This is a genomic window from Anaerospora sp. (assembly GCF_032013335.1).
GTDB lineage: Bacteria > Bacillota > Negativicutes > Sporomusales > DSM-15969 > Anaerospora.
The window spans coordinates 171,684-194,689 of sequence record NZ_DALZUO010000005.1 but is presented as its reverse complement, the minus strand read 5'-3'; the positions used below and the strand labels follow the sequence as shown (position 1 = coordinate 194,689).

Annotated in this window: 20 protein-coding genes; 8 read left to right on the top strand and 12 right to left on the bottom strand. The window is 43.7% G+C overall.

Annotated elements, in window-relative coordinates; genetic code table 11:
- Positions 1-67: 67 nt before the first annotated feature.
- Together RTR76_RS06930 and RTR76_RS06925 are read right to left on the bottom strand one after the other, a co-directional pair.
- Positions 68-364 (bottom strand): putative quinol monooxygenase, encoded by a 297-nt coding sequence (locus tag RTR76_RS06930; protein ID WP_312518343.1) that lies wholly within the window; start codon positions 362-364, stop codon positions 68-70.
- A gap of 67 nt (positions 365-431) precedes the next feature.
- Entirely contained in the window at positions 432-1,607 is a 1,176-nt protein-coding gene (locus tag RTR76_RS06925) for an MFS transporter (protein ID WP_312518341.1), read from the bottom strand.
- 174 nt (positions 1,608-1,781) lie between these two features.
- Between RTR76_RS06925 and RTR76_RS06920 the strand changes: the two genes are divergently transcribed.
- The 5 genes from RTR76_RS06920 (at position 1,782) to RTR76_RS06900 (ending at position 6,164) form a co-directional block, all read left to right on the top strand.
- Positions 1,782-2,036 carry a hypothetical protein gene (locus tag RTR76_RS06920; protein WP_312518340.1) on the top strand — a complete coding sequence of 85 codons (255 nt, stop codon included), beginning with the start codon at positions 1,782-1,784 and terminating at the stop codon, positions 2,034-2,036.
- Between the two features lie 184 nt (positions 2,037-2,220).
- Complete coding sequence (kaiC, locus tag RTR76_RS06915) at positions 2,221-3,924, top strand: circadian clock protein KaiC (RefSeq protein ID WP_312518335.1); 1,704 nt, start codon at positions 2,221-2,223, stop codon at positions 3,922-3,924.
- A gap of 32 nt (positions 3,925-3,956) precedes the next feature.
- The gene (locus tag RTR76_RS06910; protein WP_312518332.1) at positions 3,957-4,271 is read left to right on the top strand and encodes a circadian clock KaiB family protein; all 315 of its coding nucleotides are present in this window, start codon (positions 3,957-3,959) and stop codon (positions 4,269-4,271) included.
- 11 nt (positions 4,272-4,282) lie between these two features.
- Positions 4,283-4,606, top strand: a complete 324-nt coding sequence (locus tag RTR76_RS06905; protein WP_312518330.1) for a circadian clock KaiB family protein — start codon at positions 4,283-4,285, stop codon at positions 4,604-4,606.
- Between the two features lie 22 nt (positions 4,607-4,628).
- Positions 4,629-6,164: an ATP-binding protein gene (locus RTR76_RS06900; protein WP_312518329.1), complete on the top strand. Its 1,536-nt coding sequence runs from the start codon at positions 4,629-4,631 to the stop codon at positions 6,162-6,164.
- A gap of 55 nt (positions 6,165-6,219) precedes the next feature.
- Here the strand turns inward: RTR76_RS06900 and lplT are convergent, their stop codons facing one another.
- From lplT to RTR76_RS06880, 4 genes are all read right to left on the bottom strand, one after another.
- On the bottom strand, positions 6,220-7,383 hold the full coding sequence (gene lplT, locus RTR76_RS06895) for a lysophospholipid transporter LplT (protein WP_312518327.1): 1,164 nt from the start codon (positions 7,381-7,383) through the stop codon (positions 6,220-6,222).
- Complete coding sequence (locus RTR76_RS06890; protein WP_312518324.1) at positions 7,376-9,481, bottom strand: AMP-binding protein; 2,106 nt, start codon at positions 9,479-9,481, stop codon at positions 7,376-7,378. Before RTR76_RS06890 ends, lplT begins: the two co-directional genes overlap by 8 nt.
- Positions 9,482-9,888: 407 nt before the next feature.
- Positions 9,889-10,461 carry a nitroreductase family protein gene (locus RTR76_RS06885; protein WP_312518321.1) on the bottom strand — a complete coding sequence of 191 codons (573 nt, stop codon included), beginning with the start codon at positions 10,459-10,461 and terminating at the stop codon, positions 9,889-9,891.
- Between the two features lie 58 nt (positions 10,462-10,519).
- The gene (locus RTR76_RS06880; RefSeq protein ID WP_312518319.1) at positions 10,520-11,263 is read right to left on the bottom strand and encodes an SDR family oxidoreductase; all 744 of its coding nucleotides are present in this window, start codon (positions 11,261-11,263) and stop codon (positions 10,520-10,522) included.
- A 130-nt stretch (positions 11,264-11,393) separates the two neighbouring features.
- On the opposite strand from RTR76_RS06880, the gene RTR76_RS06875 reads away from it, so the two are divergent.
- Together RTR76_RS06875 and RTR76_RS06870 are read left to right on the top strand one after the other, a co-directional pair.
- Entirely contained in the window at positions 11,394-11,873 is a 480-nt protein-coding gene (locus tag RTR76_RS06875; RefSeq protein WP_312518317.1) for a hypothetical protein, read from the top strand.
- 32 nt (positions 11,874-11,905) lie between these two features.
- A complete protein-coding gene (locus tag RTR76_RS06870) occupies positions 11,906-13,432 on the top strand; it encodes an ATP-binding protein (protein ID WP_312518314.1) in 1,527 nt (508 codons plus the stop codon).
- Positions 13,433-13,477: 45 nt separating this feature from the next.
- On the opposite strand, the gene RTR76_RS06865 is transcribed toward RTR76_RS06870, so the two are convergent.
- The 5 genes from RTR76_RS06865 to RTR76_RS06845 form a co-directional block, all read right to left on the bottom strand.
- Positions 13,478-14,332 (bottom strand): thiamine pyrophosphate-dependent enzyme, encoded by an 855-nt coding sequence (locus RTR76_RS06865; protein WP_312518312.1) that lies wholly within the window; start codon positions 14,330-14,332, stop codon positions 13,478-13,480.
- Entirely contained in the window at positions 14,332-16,089 is a 1,758-nt protein-coding gene (locus RTR76_RS06860) for a 2-oxoacid:acceptor oxidoreductase subunit alpha (RefSeq protein WP_312518310.1), read from the bottom strand. Before RTR76_RS06860 ends, RTR76_RS06865 begins: the two co-directional genes overlap by 1 nt.
- Positions 16,090-16,279: 190 nt before the next feature.
- The gene (locus RTR76_RS06855) at positions 16,280-17,443 is read right to left on the bottom strand and encodes an aldo/keto reductase (protein ID WP_312518308.1); all 1,164 of its coding nucleotides are present in this window, start codon (positions 17,441-17,443) and stop codon (positions 16,280-16,282) included.
- Between the two features lie 148 nt (positions 17,444-17,591).
- Positions 17,592-19,562 carry a methyl-accepting chemotaxis protein gene (locus RTR76_RS06850; RefSeq protein WP_312518305.1) on the bottom strand — a complete coding sequence of 657 codons (1,971 nt, stop codon included), beginning with the start codon at positions 19,560-19,562 and terminating at the stop codon, positions 17,592-17,594.
- A 118-nt stretch (positions 19,563-19,680) separates the two neighbouring features.
- Positions 19,681-20,880: a PLP-dependent aminotransferase family protein gene (locus RTR76_RS06845; RefSeq protein WP_312518302.1), complete on the bottom strand. Its 1,200-nt coding sequence runs from the start codon at positions 20,878-20,880 to the stop codon at positions 19,681-19,683.
- A 192-nt stretch (positions 20,881-21,072) separates the two neighbouring features.
- Here RTR76_RS06845 and RTR76_RS06840 point away from each other — a divergent pair, with 192 nt between their 5' ends.
- Complete coding sequence (locus tag RTR76_RS06840) at positions 21,073-21,963, top strand: LysR family transcriptional regulator (protein ID WP_312518300.1); 891 nt, start codon at positions 21,073-21,075, stop codon at positions 21,961-21,963.
- 200 nt (positions 21,964-22,163) lie between these two features.
- Here the strand turns inward: RTR76_RS06840 and RTR76_RS06835 are convergent, their stop codons facing one another.
- Positions 22,164-22,916, bottom strand: coding sequence for an exodeoxyribonuclease III (locus RTR76_RS06835; RefSeq protein WP_312518297.1), 753 nt, complete (start codon positions 22,914-22,916; stop codon positions 22,164-22,166).
- Between the last annotated feature and the right edge of the window lie 90 nt (positions 22,917-23,006).

Genomic DNA, 23,006 nt, shown 5'->3' with positions numbered 1-23,006 from the left:
ACAGCCGGTAAATTATTTGGAATCTTTATTGGCATACCTTCCGCTCCTTTGTGTTCATCTAGTTATACTATAATGGCACTTCTTCAGACTGATAGAGCTTAATAACGGTCTTATCCGCCAGGAGAGGAAGTGATTGCTGGCGCCACAGGCTGATATGGGGTGTTTGCTGGTGCTGTTCAAGCGCTTTTTTATCAGTCCATCTTTCAACAAACATACAATTAGCAGCATTATAAGGATCTTCCAGTAATTCATAGCTGATACACTCCGATTCTGCCCTGGTAGCAGTAATTAGTGCTTGCGCAAATGTAAAGAGCTCCGCCTTCTTTTCTGGCTTAATCGTCAATTCGGCTATCACAATCAGCATAACTTCATTCACACTCCTATATGTAACATATTTTACTATTAAAAGCAAAAACCTGCAAAGTGAACTTTTAGTTTACAGTATTCGAGGTGTTTTCGTTAGTTAATGGCAGATACCACCGCCAGCCAGCTAAGCAAGTGCCGGTCAATCCGATTATACCAGTTACTAGAAAACCCGCCGCCAGTCCAAAATTACTGCTTAACACTCCGGCCAATACGGGTCCGCCAAACATTCCCAATCCATAAATAGCCTGAAAAACTCCCATTGCTGTTGATCTCTTATCAGTCGCAAAGTTTTTAATACTTAATCCCATCAATAAGGGAAATACCAGACCACGGCCAAACCCCCCCAGCGCCTGGCTAAAATATAGCAACTCCAGACTGCTTATGAACGGAATAACAGCACACGTAGCAGACATAATAAACATCCCAGCTACTAAGGTCGCCCGTTCACCAAAATGCTTTCTGAAAAAAGAGCCACTCATTGCGGAAGAAAAAATAGAGGGAACCATAGTTATTGTCGTAAGCAGTCCCAGTTCAAAACTGCTCGCACCTAAAACTAACGCCGCCATTGGTAAAAATCCGAAAACGGTTACATAGGTAACAATTTGCAATATGACAGCCAGCGCTGATAAGCGAAGCAGGTTTTTGTCATGCAAAGCCTCCTGTAAGACTAAAGTATTGACCTTCTTTGGTTTCAGGCGCTTATCTTGTACGAATAAACTTAGAATAATTCCAATACCGCCAAATACTGCACTTAAGATAAAAGGAGCTTCCATTCCCATGGATTGAGCGACATATCCGCCGGCAAGCATTGCTGCCACTTGCCCCAGATTATTCACTGCATTAATAAAGCCAATTGCTTTTGGAGCCTCACTTCCCGGAAAATAGCTGGCATAAAGTACGGTATAATCCACCCAGGTAGAGGCAGCTGCTCCTGCTAATGCCCGGAACAGAAGCAAAGCTCCCACCGTCGGCACCAGCCACATTCCCATACCGCTTAAGGCTGCAACCAGTATCCCACCTATGACGAAAGTCTTGCGGCTGCCCCAGGCATCGGATATTACTCCCATCGGAATACGCAATATTAGCTGTGTAAATCCATAAGACCCGATAATCAGTCCAACCATGTCATACGATGCTCCCAGCTGTTTCGCATAAGGTCCCAGCGTTGGCACATAGGTATACATGGAAAACCAGAAAAAACCGGTAACTATCAACATAATTCGTTTAGACCAAGTATCCATTAGCACCTCACGCATGATATATACTAACTGCTACTTTCTGCATTGTTAAAATCATCCCTTTCTTTTTGCAATAAAAACAATATAAAGGACATACACTATGATCTCACCAGCTTTTTGGCAGGAAAAGCAGCTTGTCCAGCGAAACATTTCAATAGTAAAAAGGAGGAATGTAATATGAATTCTACTTTTCGTATCGTCCTAGGCAACACGGAGCGTTCAGCTGAAGAAGTCATTTCCTTTTTTCGTCATCATGTTGATGATTTAGCCGGTCTGCAAATGAAAGCTGCTGAAACTACGCCTCAGCGGGTAGGTCAATTAATCATTGATGTTCAGGCACCAACTGACGCTTTAGATACCGGTAAGCTCCGGAAAGTTCTTAATGAAACCGGCGAATGCATGTTTCAGGTTGATTCCATTGAAAAAGTATGAGGTAAGACACCAGCATACGCTTAATTAACCCGGCATTATGCCGGGTTTTTTGCTGCCTAGCATCAAATAAATAGTCCATCTTAGAAAAAATATCCAAATAAGGATTATTTTAGAGGATATTGTCAAAAAAGCTTTAATTATATAACTGTTTTGCGCATATTTATCTGTTCACTAGGAGGACTTTATGACAACCACATTACACACCACACATGCAGCACAAGTATTAAAAAAATGCCCTACTGGTATTCAAGGCTTAGACGATGTAACTTTTGGCGGGCTGCCACTGGGACGAACAGCACTCGTCTGCGGCGCAGCAGGTTGCGGAAAGACCCTGCTTGCAATGCAGTTTTTGGTTAATGGTGCACTGTTATATGATGAGCCTGGTATTTTCATGTCTTTTGAAGAAAATGAGAGCGAGTTGACGGAAAACTTCGCTTCTCTAGGGGTAGATCTAAACAAGCTGGTTGCACAAAACAAAATAAGCTTAGATTATGTGCATTTAGATAAAAATGAGATTGCTGAAGCCGGTGACTACGATTTGGATGGCCTATTTATCCGTCTGGATTATGCAATACAAGCCATTGGCGCAAAGCGCGTAGTCCTTGATACCATAGAAGCTCTCTTTTCCGGCTTAGCTAATACCACTATTTTACGTGCCGAGCTGCGCCGCCTTTTCCGCTGGTTAAAAGAAAGAGGTGTAACGGCAATTGTTACTGGGGAGAGAGGAAATGGTACGCTTACCCGTCACGGTATTGAAGAATATGTCTCTGATTGCGTTATCCTGCTTGAACATAAGGTTATAGATCAAATATCGACCCGGCGGCTGCGTATAGCCAAATATCGCGGCTCAGCCCATGGAACGAATGAGTATCCTTTCTTAATTGATGAGCAAGGCATTTGTCTAATGCCAATTACCTCTGTAGGCTTAAACGCTATAGCATCAACGGAACGGATTTCCTCAGGCATCAAGCGGCTTGATACTATGCTTGGCGGTCACGGTTTTTATGTTGGCTCAAGTATATTAATTTCCGGCACTGCCGGCACAGGCAAAACCTCACTTGCTGCCAGTGCTGCGCATGCAGCATGCCGTCAGGGAAGACGCTGTCTGTATTTTGCCTTTGAAGAATCCCGCAGTCAAATTGTCCGCAATATGAATTCTATCGGTATCGACCTGGAGCAATGGACTGATCAGGGTTTATTGGAAATTCAGGCCTCCCGCCCTACACTGTTCGGTTTGGAAATGCATCTCGTCAACATGTACAAAAAAGTTAATGAATCTAAACCACAGCTTGTTATCTTAGACCCCATATCAAATCTCACTGCAGCTGGAAATTTTTCTGATGTGAAGCTCATGCTGACGCGCATGCTTGATTTCCTAAAAATCCAAAACATTACCGCTCTTTTTCTGGACCTTTCCAGTTTCGATCAAACTGATAAGACGGACATCGGCATATCCTCACTGACAGATACCTGGATTGCTTTGCAAAATATTGAGACGAATGGCGAGCGAAACCGGGTATTATATCTGCTTAAATCACGAGGTATGGCTCACTCTAACCAAATTCGTGAGTTTGTTCTGACAGATCAGGGTATTGAACTGCTGGATGTCTATACCGGGCCGGAAGGAGTCCTAACCGGCTCTGCCAGATACGCCCAAGAGGAAAAGGAGCTTACACAACGGCTTCTGAGGGAACAGGAAATCGAACGAAAACGCCGTGAAGTTGAGCGGAAGCACCAGCAAATGTTATCGACAATTGCCGATCTGCAAACAAACTTTGAATCAGAAAAAGAAGAATTAGAAAAAATTATCGCCTTGGAAGGAGCTCATTTGCGATCTCAAGATAGCAACAAGCTCCACTTAGCAAAATTAAGAAATGCTGATGATTAAATTGGCAAATGAATTGCGGGGGGTACATAATAATGGAAAGCATTGAACAAGATCCCGAAGAGATAAGAGATGATCAGACTTACAGACTAAAACTATATGTGGCAGGTCAAACCCCAAAGTGTGTGAGAGCATTTGCCAACTTGCGCGAAATTTGCGAAACGCATCTCTCTGGTAAATATGATATAGAAATTATCGATTTAACAATCAATCCTCAACTCGGGCGAGCCGATCAAATTCTGGCCATTCCTACATTAGTACGGCATCTGCCTTCGCCACTGGTTAAAATCATTGGCGATTTATCAAATACTGAGCGTGTATTAGTCGGATTAAGTATACAAGCCAATTAGGAGGCGACCAGGTGGACGAACTAGCCAACTCTGTTCAAGAATTTGAACGAGCAGCTATTAAACCGGTAAATCAGGTATATGTCTTGCAGTTATATATCGCTGGGTCGTCGCCACGGTCCCAGAAAGCGGTCGTAAACGTTCAAAAAATTTGCAAACAGTTTTCGAAAAACAATTTTGAGCTGCAAGTGATTGACATCTTTCAGCAGCCCCTTCTTGCCAAGGCCGAGCAAATTTTTGCCGTACCTACATTAATACGCAAATTTCCCTACCCCAAGCGGCTCTTCATTGGCGACTTGGCTGATACTGAAACAATCAAAGCAACTATAGATTCATAGTTACCGAAGAGTGAGGGTTACGATGATGAATGAATATCACCCCGATGCTGCCTTATTAGAGGAAATTAAGGAACTGCGCCGGGAACTCGCGGAAGCCAACAGCATTATCAATGCGATTAAACATGGTGAAGTTGATGCACTCCTAATATCAAATGAATCGAGCGACCAAGTTTATGTCTTGAAAGGTGCAGATCATATCTACCGGGTTTTAGTGGAGGAAATGCAGGAAGGATGCGCTACTATAGCTTCTAATGGAGTCATTTTGTTCTGCAATAAAAACTTTGCTGACATCGTAAAATTTCCTCTTGACCGGATCATCGGATCATCCATCTATAATTTCATCAAACCGCAGGACTTGGGCGAGTTTGCCTCGTTTTTATCGGCCCGCGAAGGAAGTTTTAAGGCAGAATACAGCCTCAAGACAGGTGATGGCTATAGCACTCCTGTTATCATGTCGGCAATCAGCCTGACACTGGATGGCGATCCGTTTACCTGTTTGGTCGTCACCGACTTAACAGTACAAAGACACAGCGAACGCTTTGTCCAGATGATCTTCAGCCAAGCTAAAGAGCCGATTATTGCTTGTGATAGAACAGGCCTCATTACGCAGGCTAATCCGGCTGCAGCTGCTATGCTCAAAGGACAGTTGGTAGGCAGCCATTTTGATACTGCAATTCCCTTATTCTATTCATCAGATGGCACATCATTCAAGCTTAGCGACGCAATCCATTCTGATCATACGTATGGGTTAGAAGTCCAGTATGTACAGACTGACGACAAACCATTAACGCTGCTTATCAACGCCGGTAAATTCAATTCCGAGAATGATTCACTTGTCGGCTGTGTGGTGATGCTAACTGATATCACCGACAAATGCCTGCTTGCCGAAGAATTAGCCCGGCTGGACCGGTTAAATGTCATTGGTGAGATGGCTGCCGGTATTGGACATGAAGTCAGAAATCCCCTTACAACGGTAAGGGGCTACTTACAGCTTTTCACCCGTAAAGCAAAATATGCCGATGATCACGAACAATTTGAGATCATGATCGAAGAGCTGGACAGAGCAAATTTAATTATTACCGAATTTTTGTCGTTGGCAAAAAACAAAGCCGTTGAATTAAAGCCTGGGAACCTGAATGATACTATCCATGCTTTATTCCCTATGCTGCAGGCTGATGCTTTTCGCCTGGGGCACGAAATCCAAATCGTTGCCGGTTCTATCGATGTTTTCTGCTATGACAGCAAGGAGATACGTCAGCTAATTTTAAATTTGGTACGAAATGGCCTGGAAGCAATGCCAACCAGTGGCATATTGACGATAAGAACCTATTCAGAATCTGATAAAATAGTTCTAGCAATTGAAGATACCGGAACTGGTATTGCAGAGAGCATAGCAAATAAATTAGGAACTCCTTTTATCACCACTAAAGAAGCGGGAACCGGCTTAGGACTTTCAATTTGCTATCGAATTGCAGAAAGGCATGGCGCCAAGATCGAGGTGAAAACGTCTTCAACGGGTACTACATTTTTCATTAAGTTTAATGCTGAATATAAATAGCAAAGCACTCCCTGTCCTACTAAACAGGGGGTGCTTGTTATTTACACGACACCTTTTATTTCGTGAATCTAATATAGAAGAGCAAATAGGTAACAAAAAGCAGCAGCGCCGTACCCGTTACTCCAATCGATATAGTAATTGGAACGCCATGCTGTGCTGCAAGGGTATATAGACCTACTCCCAGGCACATAAAGGAGTTTTCAATAAAGTTCTGAACCGCAATAGTCCTGCCTTCTCCGATCGAATGTTGTCCGACCTGCTGTAAGGCAGCGTTCATTGGTACGATATAGATACCGCCAAATATTCCAATAAGCAATAAAAAACCAACTGCAAAAACTAAGCTTTTAATATAGATAAAAGCAAATATACAGGTTGCCATGGCATAACCGAACCAGATCGTACGTTGAACGTTCTTTATTGTTATTAGTAAAGGGGTAATAGCCGCTCCAATGGCAATGCCACCTCCGGTTACAGCAATAATCAGGCTGATCGAAGTACCACTGGTGATCCCCAGCGTAAGCGGTACCCAGAGGAAAATAACCATGCGCAAAACTGCTGATGCCAGCCAAAAAGAACCGCTGCCGACCAGAGAATAATGACTTTGGCGGTTGCGAAGCAAAGTAACGCAATCAATTCCAAATTCAGTAATTGCATTCTGATAACGAATACTTCGATTGCCCGGATTTTTAGGTATAAAAGTATTAATAACAATGGACAGCGCATATAGGACCAAACATGCAGCCAGAGAAAGCGATATTGATATGTCCGATAAGATTCCGCCTACAATTGATCCGGTTAAAATCGCCAGTATAGTATAGCTTTCCAAAGCAGAATTAGCACGAAGTAATTCTTGTTCCCCGCGAGTAAGAAAGGGAAGTATACCATATTTAGCCGGACTATAAATCACTGCCCCAAGCCCGACTATAGCATAACTTAAAGCAGGATTACCATGCAGAAGCAATAACAATGCCCCAGATGCTTTCATTATATTGCCGATAATCAATACATTAGACTTAGGTTTCCTATCTGCAAAGCGCCCTACCCAGGGAGATAATAAAATATACGAAGCCAAAAAGGTAGTCTGGACAAAGGGCAAGTAATAATCAGGATATACATCCCGCTTAATAATGGCTAAAACAATAAACAGAATCATATTGTCAACAAAGGCTGATAAAAACTGAGCTGTAAATAATGCTTTTAATGGCGATAACCTAAGCATCCTCTCCCACCTCACCGGTTTTGTAGCGCTTAAGTGTAACATAATCGGTTTTTCCGCTTCCCAATAAGGGTAACTTATCCACTACAATAATTTCAGCAGGCATTGCCAGCATACTCTGCCGGGTTTGAGCGATAAAATCCCGGAGCAATTGTTTGGTGGCTTTCTGATATGTCGTGTAAAGGATAATCCTTTCTCCTCTTTTGACATCAGGAAGATTAATCGCAGCATTACTATTGATCCCAAAACAGCTTTCAGCAGTCTTTTCCACAGCATCTAAGCTAACCATTTCACCTGAAATTTTGGCAAATCGCTTCACCCTCGAGCGAATACTGATAAAATCAGCCTCATCCAAACTGATCACATCACCGCAGTCATACCACTCGGGAGCAGGCACAAAGCCTTGTTCTGGCAATAAATATCCAGCCATAATATTGGGCCCTTTGACCAAAAGGGTACCTCCCTCCTCAATGCCTTGAATTTTTTCGAGTCTCCACTCAATGGCAGGAAGGAATTTGCCAACAGTTCCTGCTTTTGTAAACATTGGTGTATTCAAACTTAGTACAGGAGAGGTTTCGGTAGTGCCATATCCCTCAAATATCCTCAGTCCGAATTTTTCCTGCCACAATTTGCGTACTTCGTCATTTAGCTTTTCTCCTCCGGCCAGTACATAACGCATACTGTAGAAGTCATAATGATGAGCTTGTTTGGCATATCCGTGTAAAAAAGTGGGTGTCCCTAAAAGTAACGTTATATTTCGATCATAAGCAATCTCAGGAATCACTTTGAAATGCAGTGGTGTCGGGTAGAGAAACACTTCTACACCATTAAGTATTGGCAGCAGCGTACCTGCCGTCAAGCCGAACGAGTGAAACATGGGAAGAACATTCAGCATCTTATCACGAGAGGTAAAATCAATCACACTACCTATTTGATTGATGTTTGCGAGAATATTGCAATGTTTGAGTACTACCCCTTTCGGTTTACTCTCACTACCGCTGGTAAACAAGATAATTGCCCCGTCACTTATAGCTTTTTGCCGTACGAGATAGTTAAACAAAGCCTGAATCTTATTATTTAAAGTAATCTGCTGCTTACAGTCTTCTAAATAAATTAGTTTGAATTGTGAGGATAACCGCCCTTCCAATTCCTCAAAATGCCCTTTGGCAATAAATTCCCGTGAGGTTAAAACAACTTTTACTCCGGCAGTTTTAGCACAGTCTTCATTATTTTCCGTTCCAGCACTGAAGTTGAGAACAGCAGGAATCTTCCCCATGGCAAAAAGTGAAAAGAGAGTAACTAAGTGTCCAATTGAGTTAGGCAGCAAGACACCAACAGGACTGTCATCCTCAAGCTGCGGCCTTAACGTTGTTCCTAGGGCAAAACTATTAATGATTACCTGACGGTAATTAATATGTCCACCGATATCCTCTACTATATTCTTTCCCATGCCATGAATTCGTCCGGCGTCTAGCAGCTTGTCAAAGAGATTTGTACATTCATCTTGTTGTCTGGCCTGAAACATGGTTAACTGCAGCAATGCCAGAATACGGTCACTAATCTCCTTTTTCTGAAGGCGAAAGCTTTTTCCCGGAGCAGCGACAAGCTGCATTCTCTCCGCAACATAAATGCTTACCTCTGGAAACCATTCTCTCTTAATACCACTCAGGCGTGACAGCAATGATCGTTCCAGCCCAAGGAAAATAACCGGTTGAATCAATGCCCCTGTTTTAATTGCAATAAAGCCGATGCCACTATATATCTTCATTAGAGTACCGGTAGTAGTAATCCGTCCTTCCGGAAACAGTACAATCGGCTGACCCGCTTTAATAATGCTTGCTATTTTCTTAAGTGAGTACGGATTAAGCGGATCAACAGCAATATGATTAACCCATTTAAGAAGAAAGGCGAATTTTACAGCAATCGTTGTATTGACAACAAAGCAAACCTCCCGGGGCAGATAGGCATAGAGAAAGATTGCGTCCAGAAAGGAAACATGGTTAGGCATAATAATGCTCGGACCGCTAAACTGGAATCGGGCTTGACCAATAACCTTTGTCTTAAACAGGACTTGAAATAGTACCCGAATAATAGTTCTCACTTGTCTCCCCCTTTATCTTTTACTATCCATCCATTCCCGTCCGGAAAAAATCAAAGATTGGGAAGATCGACTTTAGCAACAGCTTGAAGAAAAAAGCACTCGCCAGAGTGTTTTTCAGTTTGTCGAGAAAGCTCGTTCCCAGGCCGTTCAGAAAGTCCCAGATGCACGATCTCCATCTCAAGTGTTTACTTTTGTACAACAAAGAGCTGTGGGCGCGGGGAATTCCGAGGAAGCGAGCGAAGACAGTACAGCGCCGGTACGACAAGTGAGCTCCCGCAGGCCTGAATGCGATGTTCTTGGTACTTTAGTTCCTTAGAACTTCGGCTTACCCCTTGCAGGTACAACGCAGATGGGGCTTTATCAACGGCCTGAAAAAAGCACTCATCAGAGTGCTTTTTATATTCCCATCAGTCAATATACCGAACCTTATCTTCTATCCCCTTACGGAAAGGCGCCTTACCAAGCCGCTCAGGATATCCGACGCAGATAATTCCTATAGGATCTTTATCTTCACTGATGCCGAAAATCTGTCTTGCATCCGCTTTTTCATATAAAGAGAACCATAACGTTCCTAAATTCAACGTATGGGCAGCGAGAGACATATTCTGAATTGCTGCACTGCATGCTTCCAAATATCCCGGACTTGGTACATCAAGGAACTGCTCCGCACCGTTGCGGGCAGGATCGCCAACGACTACGATCAATGTAGGAACTTGCAATAAAAACTCAATATTGAACGTCGGTATCCACTGCCACCCGCTTCTTGCCGCCAGCTTTTCTTTTGTCATCTCTGAAGTTTCTTTTAAGCGTGCATTATATTGCGGATTATTTACAACGATGAACTCCCATGGTTGTTTATTGGCCGGAGAAGGGGCATAAAATGCCGCTTCCAGCATTTGATTGATTTTTTCTTTTTCAACTGGTTGAGTCTTAAAACTCCGACAGCTTCTTCTTCCTAATATTGCTTCGATACACTCCATGTTTCCAGCCTCCATTCTATTGATGAGTCATCTTCTTCATTATAGCAAAAGACCCGTCTTATACATAAATCATTTTTTTCGTCATACCGCCGTCAATTACTATGTTTTGCCCGTTAATAAAATCATTTTTTTCATCAGTCAGAAACAGGCACATTTCGGCAATATCCTCCGGTTTGCCTACTCTTTTGGAAGGGTGCTGCTGATGGTCGTTTTCAGTCAGCTGCTCATAGTCATTATTTTCTATCCAGCCCGGGCTGATCGCATTAACGGTAACATTTTCAGCACTGAGCGATATAGCCAGAGCATGAGTCAAGGAAATAAGGCCACCCTTTGAAGCTGCATAGGCTTCCGAATTTGCTTCAGACATCAGGTAACGGGTAGAAGCGATATTAATGATTCTGCCGTAGCTGGTTCCTTGCGTATGAAGGACAAATTGCTGCGCTGCGGCAAAGGCAGCCCGCAAATTAAGGTTAATGATTTCATCCCATTCATCAATTGACAGCTCATAGAGCGATTTAAAGTTGCCTTTTCCGGCATTATTAATCAAGATATCAATACGCTGATATTTATCTAATATGGTTCTAAACAACTTATCAATTTCCCGTACATTGCACAAGTCAATTTCATAAAAAAATGCATTGTAACCCATAGCAAGATACTGCTCCTGCAGTTCCTTACCTTTGGTCTCATCAATATCAGCAACAACTACCGCAGCCCCTAGTTTTAAGTATGCCCAGCCAATTGCCCTGCCAATTCCATTTGCGCCACCTGTCACCAAAACAACTTTATCCTGATAATTCATGCTATGGCTCCACCTTCCCTATTTTGTATGTAGAAATATGTACTGAAAATTCGATAAACAAGGATTTTTGCTATTTTGTGATAAATGTAGATAAAGATAAGAAATTCTGATATGGCAGGGGGCAAATACGTTGAAAGATCATTTATTATGGACTGATACTATATGCGGTAGTGAAATGGCTGCCTTGATGGATAAAATTGACTGGGCATCAACTGAAATGGGAACGGTTACTGACTGGCCGGACGATTTGCGCACGGCTCTGACAATTTGCCTCGGCTCTAAGTTTCCTATGGTTATCTGGTGGGGTGAAAAGTACACCATGTTTTACAATGATGCGTACCGCCCTATGCTGGGATTGTCCAAGCATCCTTATTATCTCGGAAAATCGGGAAAAGACTGCTGGTCAGAAATATGGCATATCTTAAGGCCTATGTTCGAAAGTGTTTTTCAAACGAAACAGGCCACGTGGTCAGAAGACCTCCTGCTGGAAATGGACCGGAATCACTATATAGAGGAACATACTTTACTTTTTCCTATAGTCCGCTATTCAACTCTCAAAAAGAAGTTTATGGAATTTTTAATGCGTGCACGGAAACAACCGAACGAGTGATTAGCGCCCGCCGGTTAAAAATATTAAGAGCTATGAATCAAGAAAGCAAGACTGTCCAAGCTGCTGCAGCACAAGTCCTTCAAGTAATAACAGAGAATCCCCTCGATATTCCCTTCGCCGCATTATATCTGGTGAATGATACCTCCACCAGCATGGGCTTGGCCGGTACCGCCGGCTTTAGCAATCCTGCCAGCTGCCCAGCAGCAATCAATCTGCTTTCGCCTGAAGGCTCTTTGGCTATATTGGCTGCCTCCGTCTTTCACACGGAAGAAGCCAAAGTTGCCGCAAATATGGAAGAATTATTTACAACCATTCCGCCCGGACCTTGGCAGCAGCCACCAGCAGCCTGTATCGTCCTGCCCATTAGGCATCAGGGACGCAACCGGCTTTCTGCCATTTTAATCGCCGGAATCAGCTCCCGCCGGATTTACGATGAGAATTACCGGAGCTTCTTCGAGTTATTCTGCGCACACACGAGCACACTGCTCACAACAGCACGGGTCTATGAGAAAGAACATCAATGTGCCGAATCGGAACAAAAGTTTGCTAAAGTTTTTCACAGCAACCTCTGCATGATGGCGATAATTAATTTAAAAACGGGCTCGTTCATTGATATAAACAACCGTTTCCTGACTATTTTAGGCTTTAGCCGGGAACAATTGCCCCATTTAACTGTTGGTAATTCCGGAATAGTTACTTCTCCTCCAGTAGCAAGGCTGCTGATCGCATTTGCCAATAGTGATATGCTCACAAATTGCGAAGTGGAGTTAAGAAATGCTGCTAATCAGAACTATACGCTCAGTCTTTCGGGCAGCCTGATTACGCTTAATAAAACAAAATGCATTTTGTTAATGGCTCTAGATATGACTGAGAAGAAAATGTATCTTGATGAAATTACCAAACTGGACCGGTTGAACATGGTTGGCAAAATGGCCGCCGGTATTAGCCATGAAATCAGGAACCCACTTACTACAGTTAAGGGTTATTTGCAGCATTTAATCAGAAAGCCGCTGCTGGCCCCTTATAATGAACAATTCTCTCTCATGATCTCCGAGCTTGACCGGGCCAGCGGCATTATTACAGAATTTCTGTCACTCGCCAAAAACCGCTTCGTGCAGCAGGAGAGTTGCTCGCTAAGCGAACTTGTCACAGAACTGCTTCCGCTGATTGAAGCAACTGCCATGCTCGAAAGCAAAGTCGTTTTCCCTTCTCTTCAGTCAACAGCAGCGATCTTTGCTGATCCCAAGGAGATACGGCAGCTATTTCTTAATATTGCCAAAAACGGATTAGAAGCCATGGAGCCAGGCGGAATATTAACTATTAAAACATATCAGGAAAATGATTGCGTTGTCTTAGCAATCGCCGACAATGGCTGTGGAATTTCTGAAGAAATGCTGATAAAACTAGGGACTCCGTTTATGACTACCAAGTCTAGCGGAACCGGTCTCGGACTACCGATATGCTATAGCATCGCCGACAGACACAAAGCCAAAATCAGGGTAATGTCAGACGCAAGCGGAACAGAGTTTCAATTTCACTTTATGTTACAGAATGAATAAAGAAAGGCTGTAGTGAATCGTTCATTACAGCCTTTTATGTTCATATTATGCCAATTCATCCATTAACGTCGAAATAGAAATCGTATCAATAGGCTGCTCAACCAGTGGCCGCCCCGCTAATTGTGGCAAAGATTCTTCAAAGGTCATGCGCTCAGTGCGGTAAATTACACCGATAGGTATTTTCTCGCCCCACTGACCGGCAACTGAAGCAGCCTTAGCATAATCGGCAGCATCATAATCAGGCAGTGTTTCCAGTCTGTAAACACGCTCCTGGTACCATTTATACGTATTGACATGATTAAACGAAACACAGGGCTGAAGGATATCCAGTACGGCAAAGCCTTTATGATTTACGGCCTGCACCATATAATCGGCAAGCTGAGGATCTGCGGCAGTGGAGCGGCCTACCCAAGTGGCGCCTGCCTGCAGGGCCATTTGTACAATATTAATGGGCTGCTCCACACTGCCTAGCGGCGCAGGAGTAAATTTTGTGATTGCCCCTAAATCACTAGTTGGTGATGCCTGGCCTTTCGTTAGCCCGTATATCTGGTTGTTATGAATAATATATGTGATATCCAGATTGCGCCGGGCCGTATGAATGAAATGGCCAATCCCTAAGCCCATTCCATCACCGTCACCGCCTTCAGCAATCACAGTAAGCTGATGATTAGCCAGTTTAACACCTGTGGCAACCGGCAGACTTCTACCATGAAGGGTTTCAATACGATACGTATTGACATATTGACCGATTTTGCTTGAACAGCCAATTCCCGTTACCAACGCAAGCTCTTCTGGACTAATATCTAATGAGGATATTGCCTTTTTTAAAGCATTTAATATCCCATAATTACCACACCCAATGCACCAGGTAGGAACATACTGCATTTTTGAGTCTTCCATCAAGCGAGCGCCTCCTTTATTTTCGCTATTAGTAAAGAAGCAGTAAAAGTACGGGAATCATATTTAAGCAAGCTCTCATCCACAGTAATCCCAGTGTGCATGCGCAGCATTCCCGCCATCTGTGACGTTTTATTGCCTTCAACCATTAGCAGTTTTTTGCTTGCCTGCAAAGCAGTTTTTACTGCTTCAGCGGGAAAAGGTGCAGGATATAGAATCTGGAGGAAGTTTACACTTCTTCCTTCCTGGTTTATTGTATCAATCGCTTCCAGTATAGCGCCTTTGCTCGATCCCCAGCCAATTACCGTAAGCTCCGCTTCCTGGGGGCCATGCAGCTTTATTGCCGGAATCTCTTTGAGTATGGACGGAACTTTATTAAACAGTTTATCAATCCCTGCTGCAGTTACTTCTGGTTCCGTTCCTGCATATTCATGATTGCCCGAACTATAGAAGCCATCTTCGCCATGGGTATAACTAGTAACTATATGGCGTCCGCCCTTTTGACCGGGAATAGCCCTGGGTGATACCCCATCGGATGCAGGTGAGTAACGCATATAAGGCTGATGCTCACTCAACCATGCTTCATCGACCAGTTTCCCCCGTTCAATAAGCAGTCCCTGCTCGTCGAAATAGGGCTGTGTTACAACCGAATCAGCCAGATACTTGTCTGTCAGAATAATACCGGGTACTTGGTACTTTTCTACAAGATTAAACAGGCGAAACGTCTCAGCAAAACACTCTTTCACATCACCGGGAGCAACAATAATACGGGGAAACTCTCCCTGTGAGGCATAGGCAACAAAGTTGAGGTCAGCCTGAGCAGTCCGCGTCGGCAAGCCGGTACTGGGACCGCCTCGCTGCGCTTCAACGATGACTAACGGCACTTCACCTAGAGCTGCAAATCCTAGCGCTTCTGTCATGAGAGCAAACCCGCCGCCACTTGTAGAGCCAATAGCGCGTACACCGGCATAGCCTGCACCAATCAGCATGTTCACTGCTGCGATTTCATCTTCCGCTTGTTTAAATACCAGGCCATATTCCGCGGCATGATCCGCTAAATACGTTAGTACACTGGACCCAGGTGTCATAGGATACCCTGCGGCAAATTTTACGCCTGCTTTAAGCGCTGCCATAGCAATGGCATCATTACCATTTAAGAGCATTTTTTTATTATCATCAGGATGAAGCTGCAGCGGAAATTGCAGCTGCTCACCATATTGCTGCTTTGTTTGCTCATATACCTGCCGGAGCAAAGTAATATTCTGCTCTAAAACACTTGCTTTTCTAAATTCGCTTTTCATTGTCTCGGCAATTAGTTCCAGTGGAAATCCAGACAACGCACAAAAGGCCCCTACCATAGCGCTGTTAGCCATCACTTTAGCGGCTTCACCAGTAAGAGCACCGATTAATTTTACCGGATATAGCTTTACTCCTGCTGGAACTTTCGTTTGATCCGGTTTCACTGTATCACTGTCATATAATACGGCTGCTCCCCGGTCTAGGTTGTCATAGTTCTGGTCTAATGCCTGTTGAGATAAGGCCCCTAAAAAATCGAATCGTTCTTCATGAGCTTTTACGGGTTTACTGTCAAAACTAACTGCACAGGTATTGAGACCGCCCTTGATTAAAGAAGGATATTCATTTGCAACAAATGTCCACAATCCATTACGACTTCCCGCCTTGGCAATCATCGTCCCTGCACTCATTACTCCATAGCCTGCAGGTCCGCCAAACATAACGGTAAATGGTTTTCGGCACATTAAAAACTCCTCCGTTCTGTTCTGTTATTTAAGACTCACCCATAATAGCCTTATAAGAATAATCATTATTAATTAACTGTTCTTCGACGTTTTTTACTTACTACCTGCTTTAACAACATAAATCTGAAACAAGCTGAAAATAAAAAAACGTAGAGGTTTTCATTCTCTACGCTCTTTAACCATATGCAAATCAAAGCTCCCGGATGCGCTGCCAAATTTCTTTTTTATCACTGCGATAGTGAGAAGTTTTCAGTTCCTGCAGGACATCCTCCACATACTGTTCCTTGCGCATACCTACTAATACTCCGGAAATACCCGCTGTAGAATGCAAGGCTCGAAAGGCCAGTTGATTCAGCCTGCAGGCATTTCCCCACGTTGATTCCAGTGCGGCAACCTTATCTCTAAAATGAAGAGCCTCTTGAGCTGCCTGCCCCTGATAAACAGCATCATTCAACCGAATCAGCCGGTCTTCCCGAATTGCATTTAAAGGACGATTTGTCAGCACACCTATTCCCTTTTCTACTGCGAATTCGACCAGAGTTTGTCCGCCAGGCTGATTGCCTTCGGTCATACCTGCTGTTTCAAATAAATTGAGAGGAAATTCAATCACTCTGAAATGGTGCTTAGGTGAGATAGACTGGGCTATATTCCATACTTCAGTTAGCGAAGTAAACGTATAAGCATTCGAGTGGTGTGGAAACGTATTTGAACTGATACCGTAAAAGGAAATACGCCCTTTCTCCACTTCATACTCTAAGTGAGTAAAAGCGTCCTTTATCCGCCGTAAATACTCATCTCTAGCCTCGGCTTTATCTATGCTTTGTTTTTGGGCCCATAGCAAATAGTATTCGGGGTTATGTAATAAATAACAGTCAATGCTCTCCACTTGCAGACGCCCAAGGCTGCCGGTTAATTGCTCCTCGATAAATTCAGGATGAATACAATGTTCCAGACCTTCATCATATAAAACAAGCTCCGGAATAGGACGTCCTTCAAGCTTACGTTTTTGGCTAAGTTGATAGTTGGTACCTTGCAGATAACCAGCCTTGGATACAATAACAATTTCCTCCCGCTTCAGCTCGCCCTGGGATACCAATTTATGCAAGACTTTACCAACTAGCCGCTCGGACGCGCCATCAGCATAATTTGCACTGGTATCAATCAGATTAATTCCCGCTTGTAAGGCTTTCATAAGTGCATTATCATGCTCAGGTACTGCCACATCTACCCGGTAGCAGCCGAAGCCCGCTCCACTTATTGATAATCCCGTCTGCCCTAGCACCTGATAAATCAACTCCGGGTGCCGAGCTGCATATTCAAGCGTTCCTTGCAGCGTTGCTGAACCTTTGCTCATCAATTACCGCTCCTCTTCTTACTGTTTCAACTCTTCTGTACCTAAACACCTCTGCCGCCACTTGATAAGTTGTGTGTCACTGGAACCGTCCCCATGACATATCAGAAAAAGGGATTGTCCCCTTCTCTGTCATGATGAGCCTTATTTTTTACATAGTAAATTTCCGCACAGCCTTTTGGAGTTCTTCAGCTACATTAGCCAACGACTGACTTGATGCTGCAATCTCTTCCATAGAAGCAGACTGTTCTTCTGTTGCTGCAGATATATTTTGCGCCTGACCGGCAATATCCCGGCCGATCGCATCTACCTCCTGTGTAGCAACCAACACCAGTTTACTGGCCTCCATTGCATTGGTTAATCCTTCGGCAATCCCCTGGGTGATGCCAGCAACTTCCTCGACTTGGCGCTGAATTTCTTTGAAAGATGCTCCCGCCTGATCAACTACGGCAGTACCTTTTCTGACTTCATCTGTTCCTGTAGCCATTGCTACAACGGCCTGGTCGGTCTTAGTTTGAATTTCACCGATTAATTCCGATATCTGCTTTGCTGCCACCTGCGACTGTTCAGCTAGTTTTCTTACTTCTTCGGCAACTACGGCAAACCCCCGTCCCTGTTCACCTGCTCTGGCAGCTTCAATGGCCGCATTCAATGCAAGCAGGTTAGTCTGGGCCGCAATACCAGAAATTGTATCTACTATTAACCCTATTTCTTTGGACTGACTCCCTAATTCGGCAACCACTTCCGCCGAGTTTTCAACAGTACGCTGAATTTGATTCATTTGCACAATTGCATTGCCAACAGCATTACTACCTTCTACGGTAGAAAATACAGCCTGCTTAGTAATAGTCGCAGCCTGCACGGCAGCATCAGCACCTTCCTGTGAGCCCTGAGTAATGCCTTCAACCAGAGCTAGTACATGAGCGACTCCTACAGTCTGTTTTTCTATGCCTGCCGAAGTAGACGAAATAGAAACTGCCACTTGATTAGCCGCTTGTGCCGATTGCTCCGCCCCTGCATGCAGTTGTTCCGCTGAAGATGCAACCTGCTCCGTAGCAGCCGAAACCTGCTGCATTAAACCCCGCAGATTCTTCGTCATTTGCTCGAAGCTCTGCGCCAGACGACCCACTTCGTCTTTTGATGTAATCCCTAAATTGGCAAGTGAAAGATCTCCCTGTGCAATTTTGGCAGCCTCTTGAACCAGCGTCTCAATAGGCCGCAAGGTCTTTAGAAGATAGCGCCAGCCAATAAAACCTACCAGAACCAGCCCGGCGGCCAAAGCAGCCAGCATCCACACCAGACTGGCATAAAAGCCTTCCGTAAATTCGCTTGTCGGCAGTGAAGTAATAACAAGCCAATTTGTGTTGGGAACAGTTGTCACCAGCGCAACAGAATCCCTGCCGGACAGATCTGTATATTGAACAAGCTTGCCAGGCTGTCCCTTCAGACGCGTCATTAACTCTTCAGCTATCTTTTTTTGTTCTTTTACCAGATTCCGGTTAGTGTGAGCAATGAGCGTTCCATCCTCGCTAATAATAGCAGCGACTCCCGTTGCTCCCACTTTGACTTGCCCGAGATAATTCTGCAGAGTTTCCAAATTAACAGCCTGAAGTACCATACCTGTCAGCTTACCGCCGGGGTCCTTTACCGGCTGAGTTACAATGACTGATGGCACACCCGTTACTCTATTGACAATAATATCACTGACATGGGATTTTTGATCCTGTAAGGTAGCTTTAAAGAAAGCCCGGTCTGCCAAGCTGTCACCAATTACTTTTGTATCGTACGGCGCAATTGCCAGCCTTTTTCCTGTTTGGTCTAAGAAGTTCAGCCGGTCAACTCCCCAGGTAACACCATAATACGTATCAATCTTAGCCTGTATGCGAGCGGGATCATTTGACTGCAAATCGCTGTCCTGTCCGTAAATTTTGCCGCTTTTATCAAAAGAATCGAACAAATCGCTCACCTGCCCGGAAAGCTGCACAGCTTGATTAACCATTGTAATTTGCGTACTATGCAGCGTTTGCTGGTATAAGACGAACATGCCAGAGCCAGCAATAATCAGGCCTACAATTAATAAAGAAATCACAAGTAAAGTAACCATTTTTGTTTTAATTGACATTGTTCTCCTCCTAACAGACATTAATTGTCAAATAGTGATTATTTGTATATAAACGAGATACTTGATATTAGCATGCTTTACTATAAAATGGAATATTTTTTTTGTAAATAAAAACCGCCTATTGGCGGTCTTTCTCCTGACATAGCTCTTTTATCAACTTACCGATTCGGGTAACACCTTCCACTATCCGTTCCTCTGACATGTTGGAAAAGTTCAAGCGCAGTGTGTTTTCTTTGCCGCCATTCGGGAAGAAGGCTCCTCCTGGAACAAAGGCAACCTGCTTTTCGAGACAGCTGACTAATAGCTCCCTGGCATTTATCCCCTCCGGCAGCTCTACCCAGAGAAATAATCCCCCATCGGGCTGCGTGTAGGTTACGCCCTCAGGAAATTCATTTCTTATTGTTTCCAGCATCAGATTCCGTCTAACTTTGTATACCTTTCTGATTTTTTCAATATGTGCTTCCAGATCAAACATTTCAATAAATTTACTTACCTGCCGCTGGGCCATTGTGTTGGTATGTAAATCGGTGCTCTGCTTAAATATCACATATTTTTGCAGAACCTCCGGCGCGGCGCAGAGCCAGCCAACCCTGATTCCCGGAGTGAGAACCTTGGAAAAAGTGCTTTGATAAATAACTCTGCCCTCTGTATCAAAAGCCTTTACCGGTGGCACAGGTTCTCCTGCAAAACGCAATTCTCCGTAAGGATTATCTTCTAATACCATTACATCATATTGATTGGCAAGCTCAACTAATTTTTTCCGTCTATCAATGCTCATGGTTCTTCCGGTGGGATTCTGAAAATCGGGAACAGTATAGATAAATTTCGCCTTCCGATTGCGTTTGAGCGCTTCTTCAAGCGCCGTCATCATCATGCCTTGCTCGTCCATAGCAACTTCAACAAATTGAGGCATGTACGTTTTAAAGGCATTAATAGCGGCAAGATATGTCGGACTTTCACAAATGACAATATCGCCTTCATCCAAAAATACTTTGCCTGTAAGGTCGAGTCCTTGCTGAGAGCCGGTGACAATCAGTACATTATCATTAGAAGACTCAATGCCTGCTTCAGCCATTCTGGCGCTTATCATTTCTCGTAACGGTTGATACCCCTCTGTTGTGCTGTATTGCAGCGCTGACCTGCCGTCATCACTAAGAACAGCTGCGCACACTGCTTTCATCTCTTCTACAGGAAACAGTTCCGGTGCGGGAAGTCCTCCAGCAAAGGAGATCACTTCAGGTCGTTCCGTAACTTTAAGAATTTCCCGTATTTCTGAAGCCTTCATACAATCTACCCGGCGGGCAAAATGACCAGCCATACTCGCCACCTCCAAAACTAGTGGAATCATTCCAATTTTATTTTATCAGTTTATAACAAGAATAAAACCTCTAATTGGAATATTTTTCACGCCTTCTCTGTTGCCGTATTTATTTTTAGCATGTTAATATATTTATAAAATTAATCATATTCATCATTACAATAGATATTTCAAATAAGGAGGCAGTCTTTTATGGAATTTAGACAGCTGCAAACCTTTGTAGCAATTACGCAAGCAGGCACCTTCGCATTGGCTGCCGAGCAATTGGGCTATACTCAGCCAACTTTGACTACTCATATTCAAGCATTGGAAAAAGAACTGAATGTAAAATTATTTGACCGTCTTGGCCATCGCATTCGCTTAACCCGGGATGGCGAACAGTTTTTGGGTTATGCCGAGCGTATTCTTAAGCTGAGCCAAGAAGCCGCCAGTTCCGTTTCACAGTCATCGTGCTGCGGAAAACTGATAATCGGTGCTAGTGAAACTTTTTCTGTGCTGCGCCTGCCTGCCTTACTAAAAGAGTTTCGCCAAAACTACCCTTCTGTTGCTCTTGAATTGCAGTTTGGCGATATTACTAAGTTTAGGGATGATTTGAAAAACAATACCATTGACCTGGCCTTCGTTCTGGCAGGGAAAAACACCTATTCGGACCTAACTTCTGAAGTGTTATGCCCGGAGCCAATGTCCTTTATTGTTTCTCCAGACCATTATTTAGCCCGCCAAAGCACATTTAAGCTGGCTGATGTTGCCACAGAGGATTTTATCGTCACCCAGTCAGGCTGCGCCTATCGCGATTATATTGAGAAGCTGTTAGCTCATAATAATATTCACCCCCGTTCCTTCATGAAGGTAAAAAATATTGAGGCAATTAAGCAATTTGTCATCAGTGGCTTAGGAGTTGCTATTCTGCCAAGTATTTATATCGAAAAAGAACTTGCGTCCAGCCAGCTTGCTGAATTACCCTGGTCAGGTCCTGATTTCGGCATGGTTACGCAAATCATTTATCACAAGGATAAATGGCTTTCTCCTGTTGTATTAAGCTTTCTTGAGGTAACACGCACCAAATTTCTCGCAGTCAAGTAAGAAAATGACTCACTAGCAAAAGCTGGTGAGTCTTGAGACTGTTGACAAAAGTAATCCAGCAAAGGAGATCGCCACGCTACGCTCGTGATGACACCCGACTTAGTGTCATTGCGAGGAGTAAAACGACGCGGCAATCTCTTTCCAGGTACGCTGTTTACACGCAAAACGACTCACCAACAAAAGCTAGTGAGTCGTTTTGCTCAATATATCTGCAAACCTACCGGGCAATGATCGCTGCCCATAATATCCGGATAAATAACGGCATCTTTAACATGTTCCCTGAGACGATTGGAAATTAGAAAATAATCGATACGCCAACCAATATTCCTGGCTCTTGCCCCCATCATATAAGACCACCAGGTATATGCCTGCTCTTTGTTCGGATAAAGCAGTCGGAAGCTGTCAGTAAAGCCCCCCTCAAGCAATTCTGTAAACTTCCCTCTCTCCTCGTCCGTAAAGCCTGCATTGCGTTTATTGGTTTTCGGATTTTTCAAATCTATTTCCTGATGGGCAACATTGATATCACCGCAGACAATCACCGGTTTTGTCTTATCAAGTTGCTGCAGATATGCCCGGAAATCATCCTCCCATTTCATTCGATAATCAAGCCGCGCAAGCTCCCGCTGTGAATTTGGTGTATATACATTTACCAGAAAAAATTCATCAAATTCCAGAGTTATTAGTCGGCCTTCCTGGTCATGCTCCGCATTATTCATGCCGTAAGCAACGGATATTGGCTTAATACGGGTAAATACAGCTGTGCCGGAATAGCCTTTTTTCACAGCAAAGTTCCAGTATTTTTCATAGCCGGAAAAGTTAATTTCAACCTGACCTTCCTGCATCTTCGTTTCCTGTACACAAAATATATCAGCATCTATCTCTGTAAAAAATTCAATAAATCCCTTTGAAAGGCATGCTCTAAGACCATTTACATTCCATGATACCAGTTTCATAGTTTACCTTCTTTCTGCTTAACTTCGGGAGGATACTCCAGGGTAACATTCCTGAAGAGATTATTAGATTCGAGTTCGAATCCCAAAATT

Coding starts and splice junctions, on each gene's coding strand:
- RTR76_RS06920 (WP_312518340.1), top strand. CDS start 1,782: ATGAATTCTACTTTTCGTATCGTCCTAGGCAACACGGAGCGTTCAGCT.
- RTR76_RS06850 (WP_312518305.1), bottom strand. CDS start 19,562: ATGTCAATTAAAACAAAAATGGTTACTTTACTTGTGATTTCTTTATTA.
- RTR76_RS06855 (WP_312518308.1), bottom strand. CDS start 17,443: ATGAGCAAAGGTTCAGCAACGCTGCAAGGAACGCTTGAATATGCAGCT.
- RTR76_RS06885 (WP_312518321.1), bottom strand. CDS start 10,461: ATGGAGTGTATCGAAGCAATATTAGGAAGAAGAAGCTGTCGGAGTTTT.
- RTR76_RS06870 (WP_312518314.1), top strand. CDS start 11,906: ATGAATCAAGAAAGCAAGACTGTCCAAGCTGCTGCAGCACAAGTCCTT.
- RTR76_RS06900 (WP_312518329.1), top strand. CDS start 4,629: ATGATGAATGAATATCACCCCGATGCTGCCTTATTAGAGGAAATTAAG.
- RTR76_RS06835 (WP_312518297.1), bottom strand. CDS start 22,916: ATGAAACTGGTATCATGGAATGTAAATGGTCTTAGAGCATGCCTTTCA.
- RTR76_RS06925 (WP_312518341.1), bottom strand. CDS start 1,607: ATGGATACTTGGTCTAAACGAATTATGTTGATAGTTACCGGTTTTTTC.
- RTR76_RS06845 (WP_312518302.1), bottom strand. CDS start 20,880: ATGGCTGGTCATTTTGCCCGCCGGGTAGATTGTATGAAGGCTTCAGAA.
- RTR76_RS06840 (WP_312518300.1), top strand. CDS start 21,073: ATGGAATTTAGACAGCTGCAAACCTTTGTAGCAATTACGCAAGCAGGC.
- lplT (WP_312518327.1), bottom strand. CDS start 7,383: ATGCTTAGGTTATCGCCATTAAAAGCATTATTTACAGCTCAGTTTTTA.
- RTR76_RS06865 (WP_312518312.1), bottom strand. CDS start 14,332: ATGGAAGACTCAAAAATGCAGTATGTTCCTACCTGGTGCATTGGGTGT.
- kaiC (WP_312518335.1), top strand. CDS start 2,221: ATGACAACCACATTACACACCACACATGCAGCACAAGTATTAAAAAAA.
- RTR76_RS06910 (WP_312518332.1), top strand. CDS start 3,957: ATGGAAAGCATTGAACAAGATCCCGAAGAGATAAGAGATGATCAGACT.
- RTR76_RS06860 (WP_312518310.1), bottom strand. CDS start 16,089: ATGTGCCGAAAACCATTTACCGTTATGTTTGGCGGACCTGCAGGCTAT.
- RTR76_RS06930 (WP_312518343.1), bottom strand. CDS start 364: ATGCTGATTGTGATAGCCGAATTGACGATTAAGCCAGAAAAGAAGGCG.
- RTR76_RS06880 (WP_312518319.1), bottom strand. CDS start 11,263: ATGAATTATCAGGATAAAGTTGTTTTGGTGACAGGTGGCGCAAATGGA.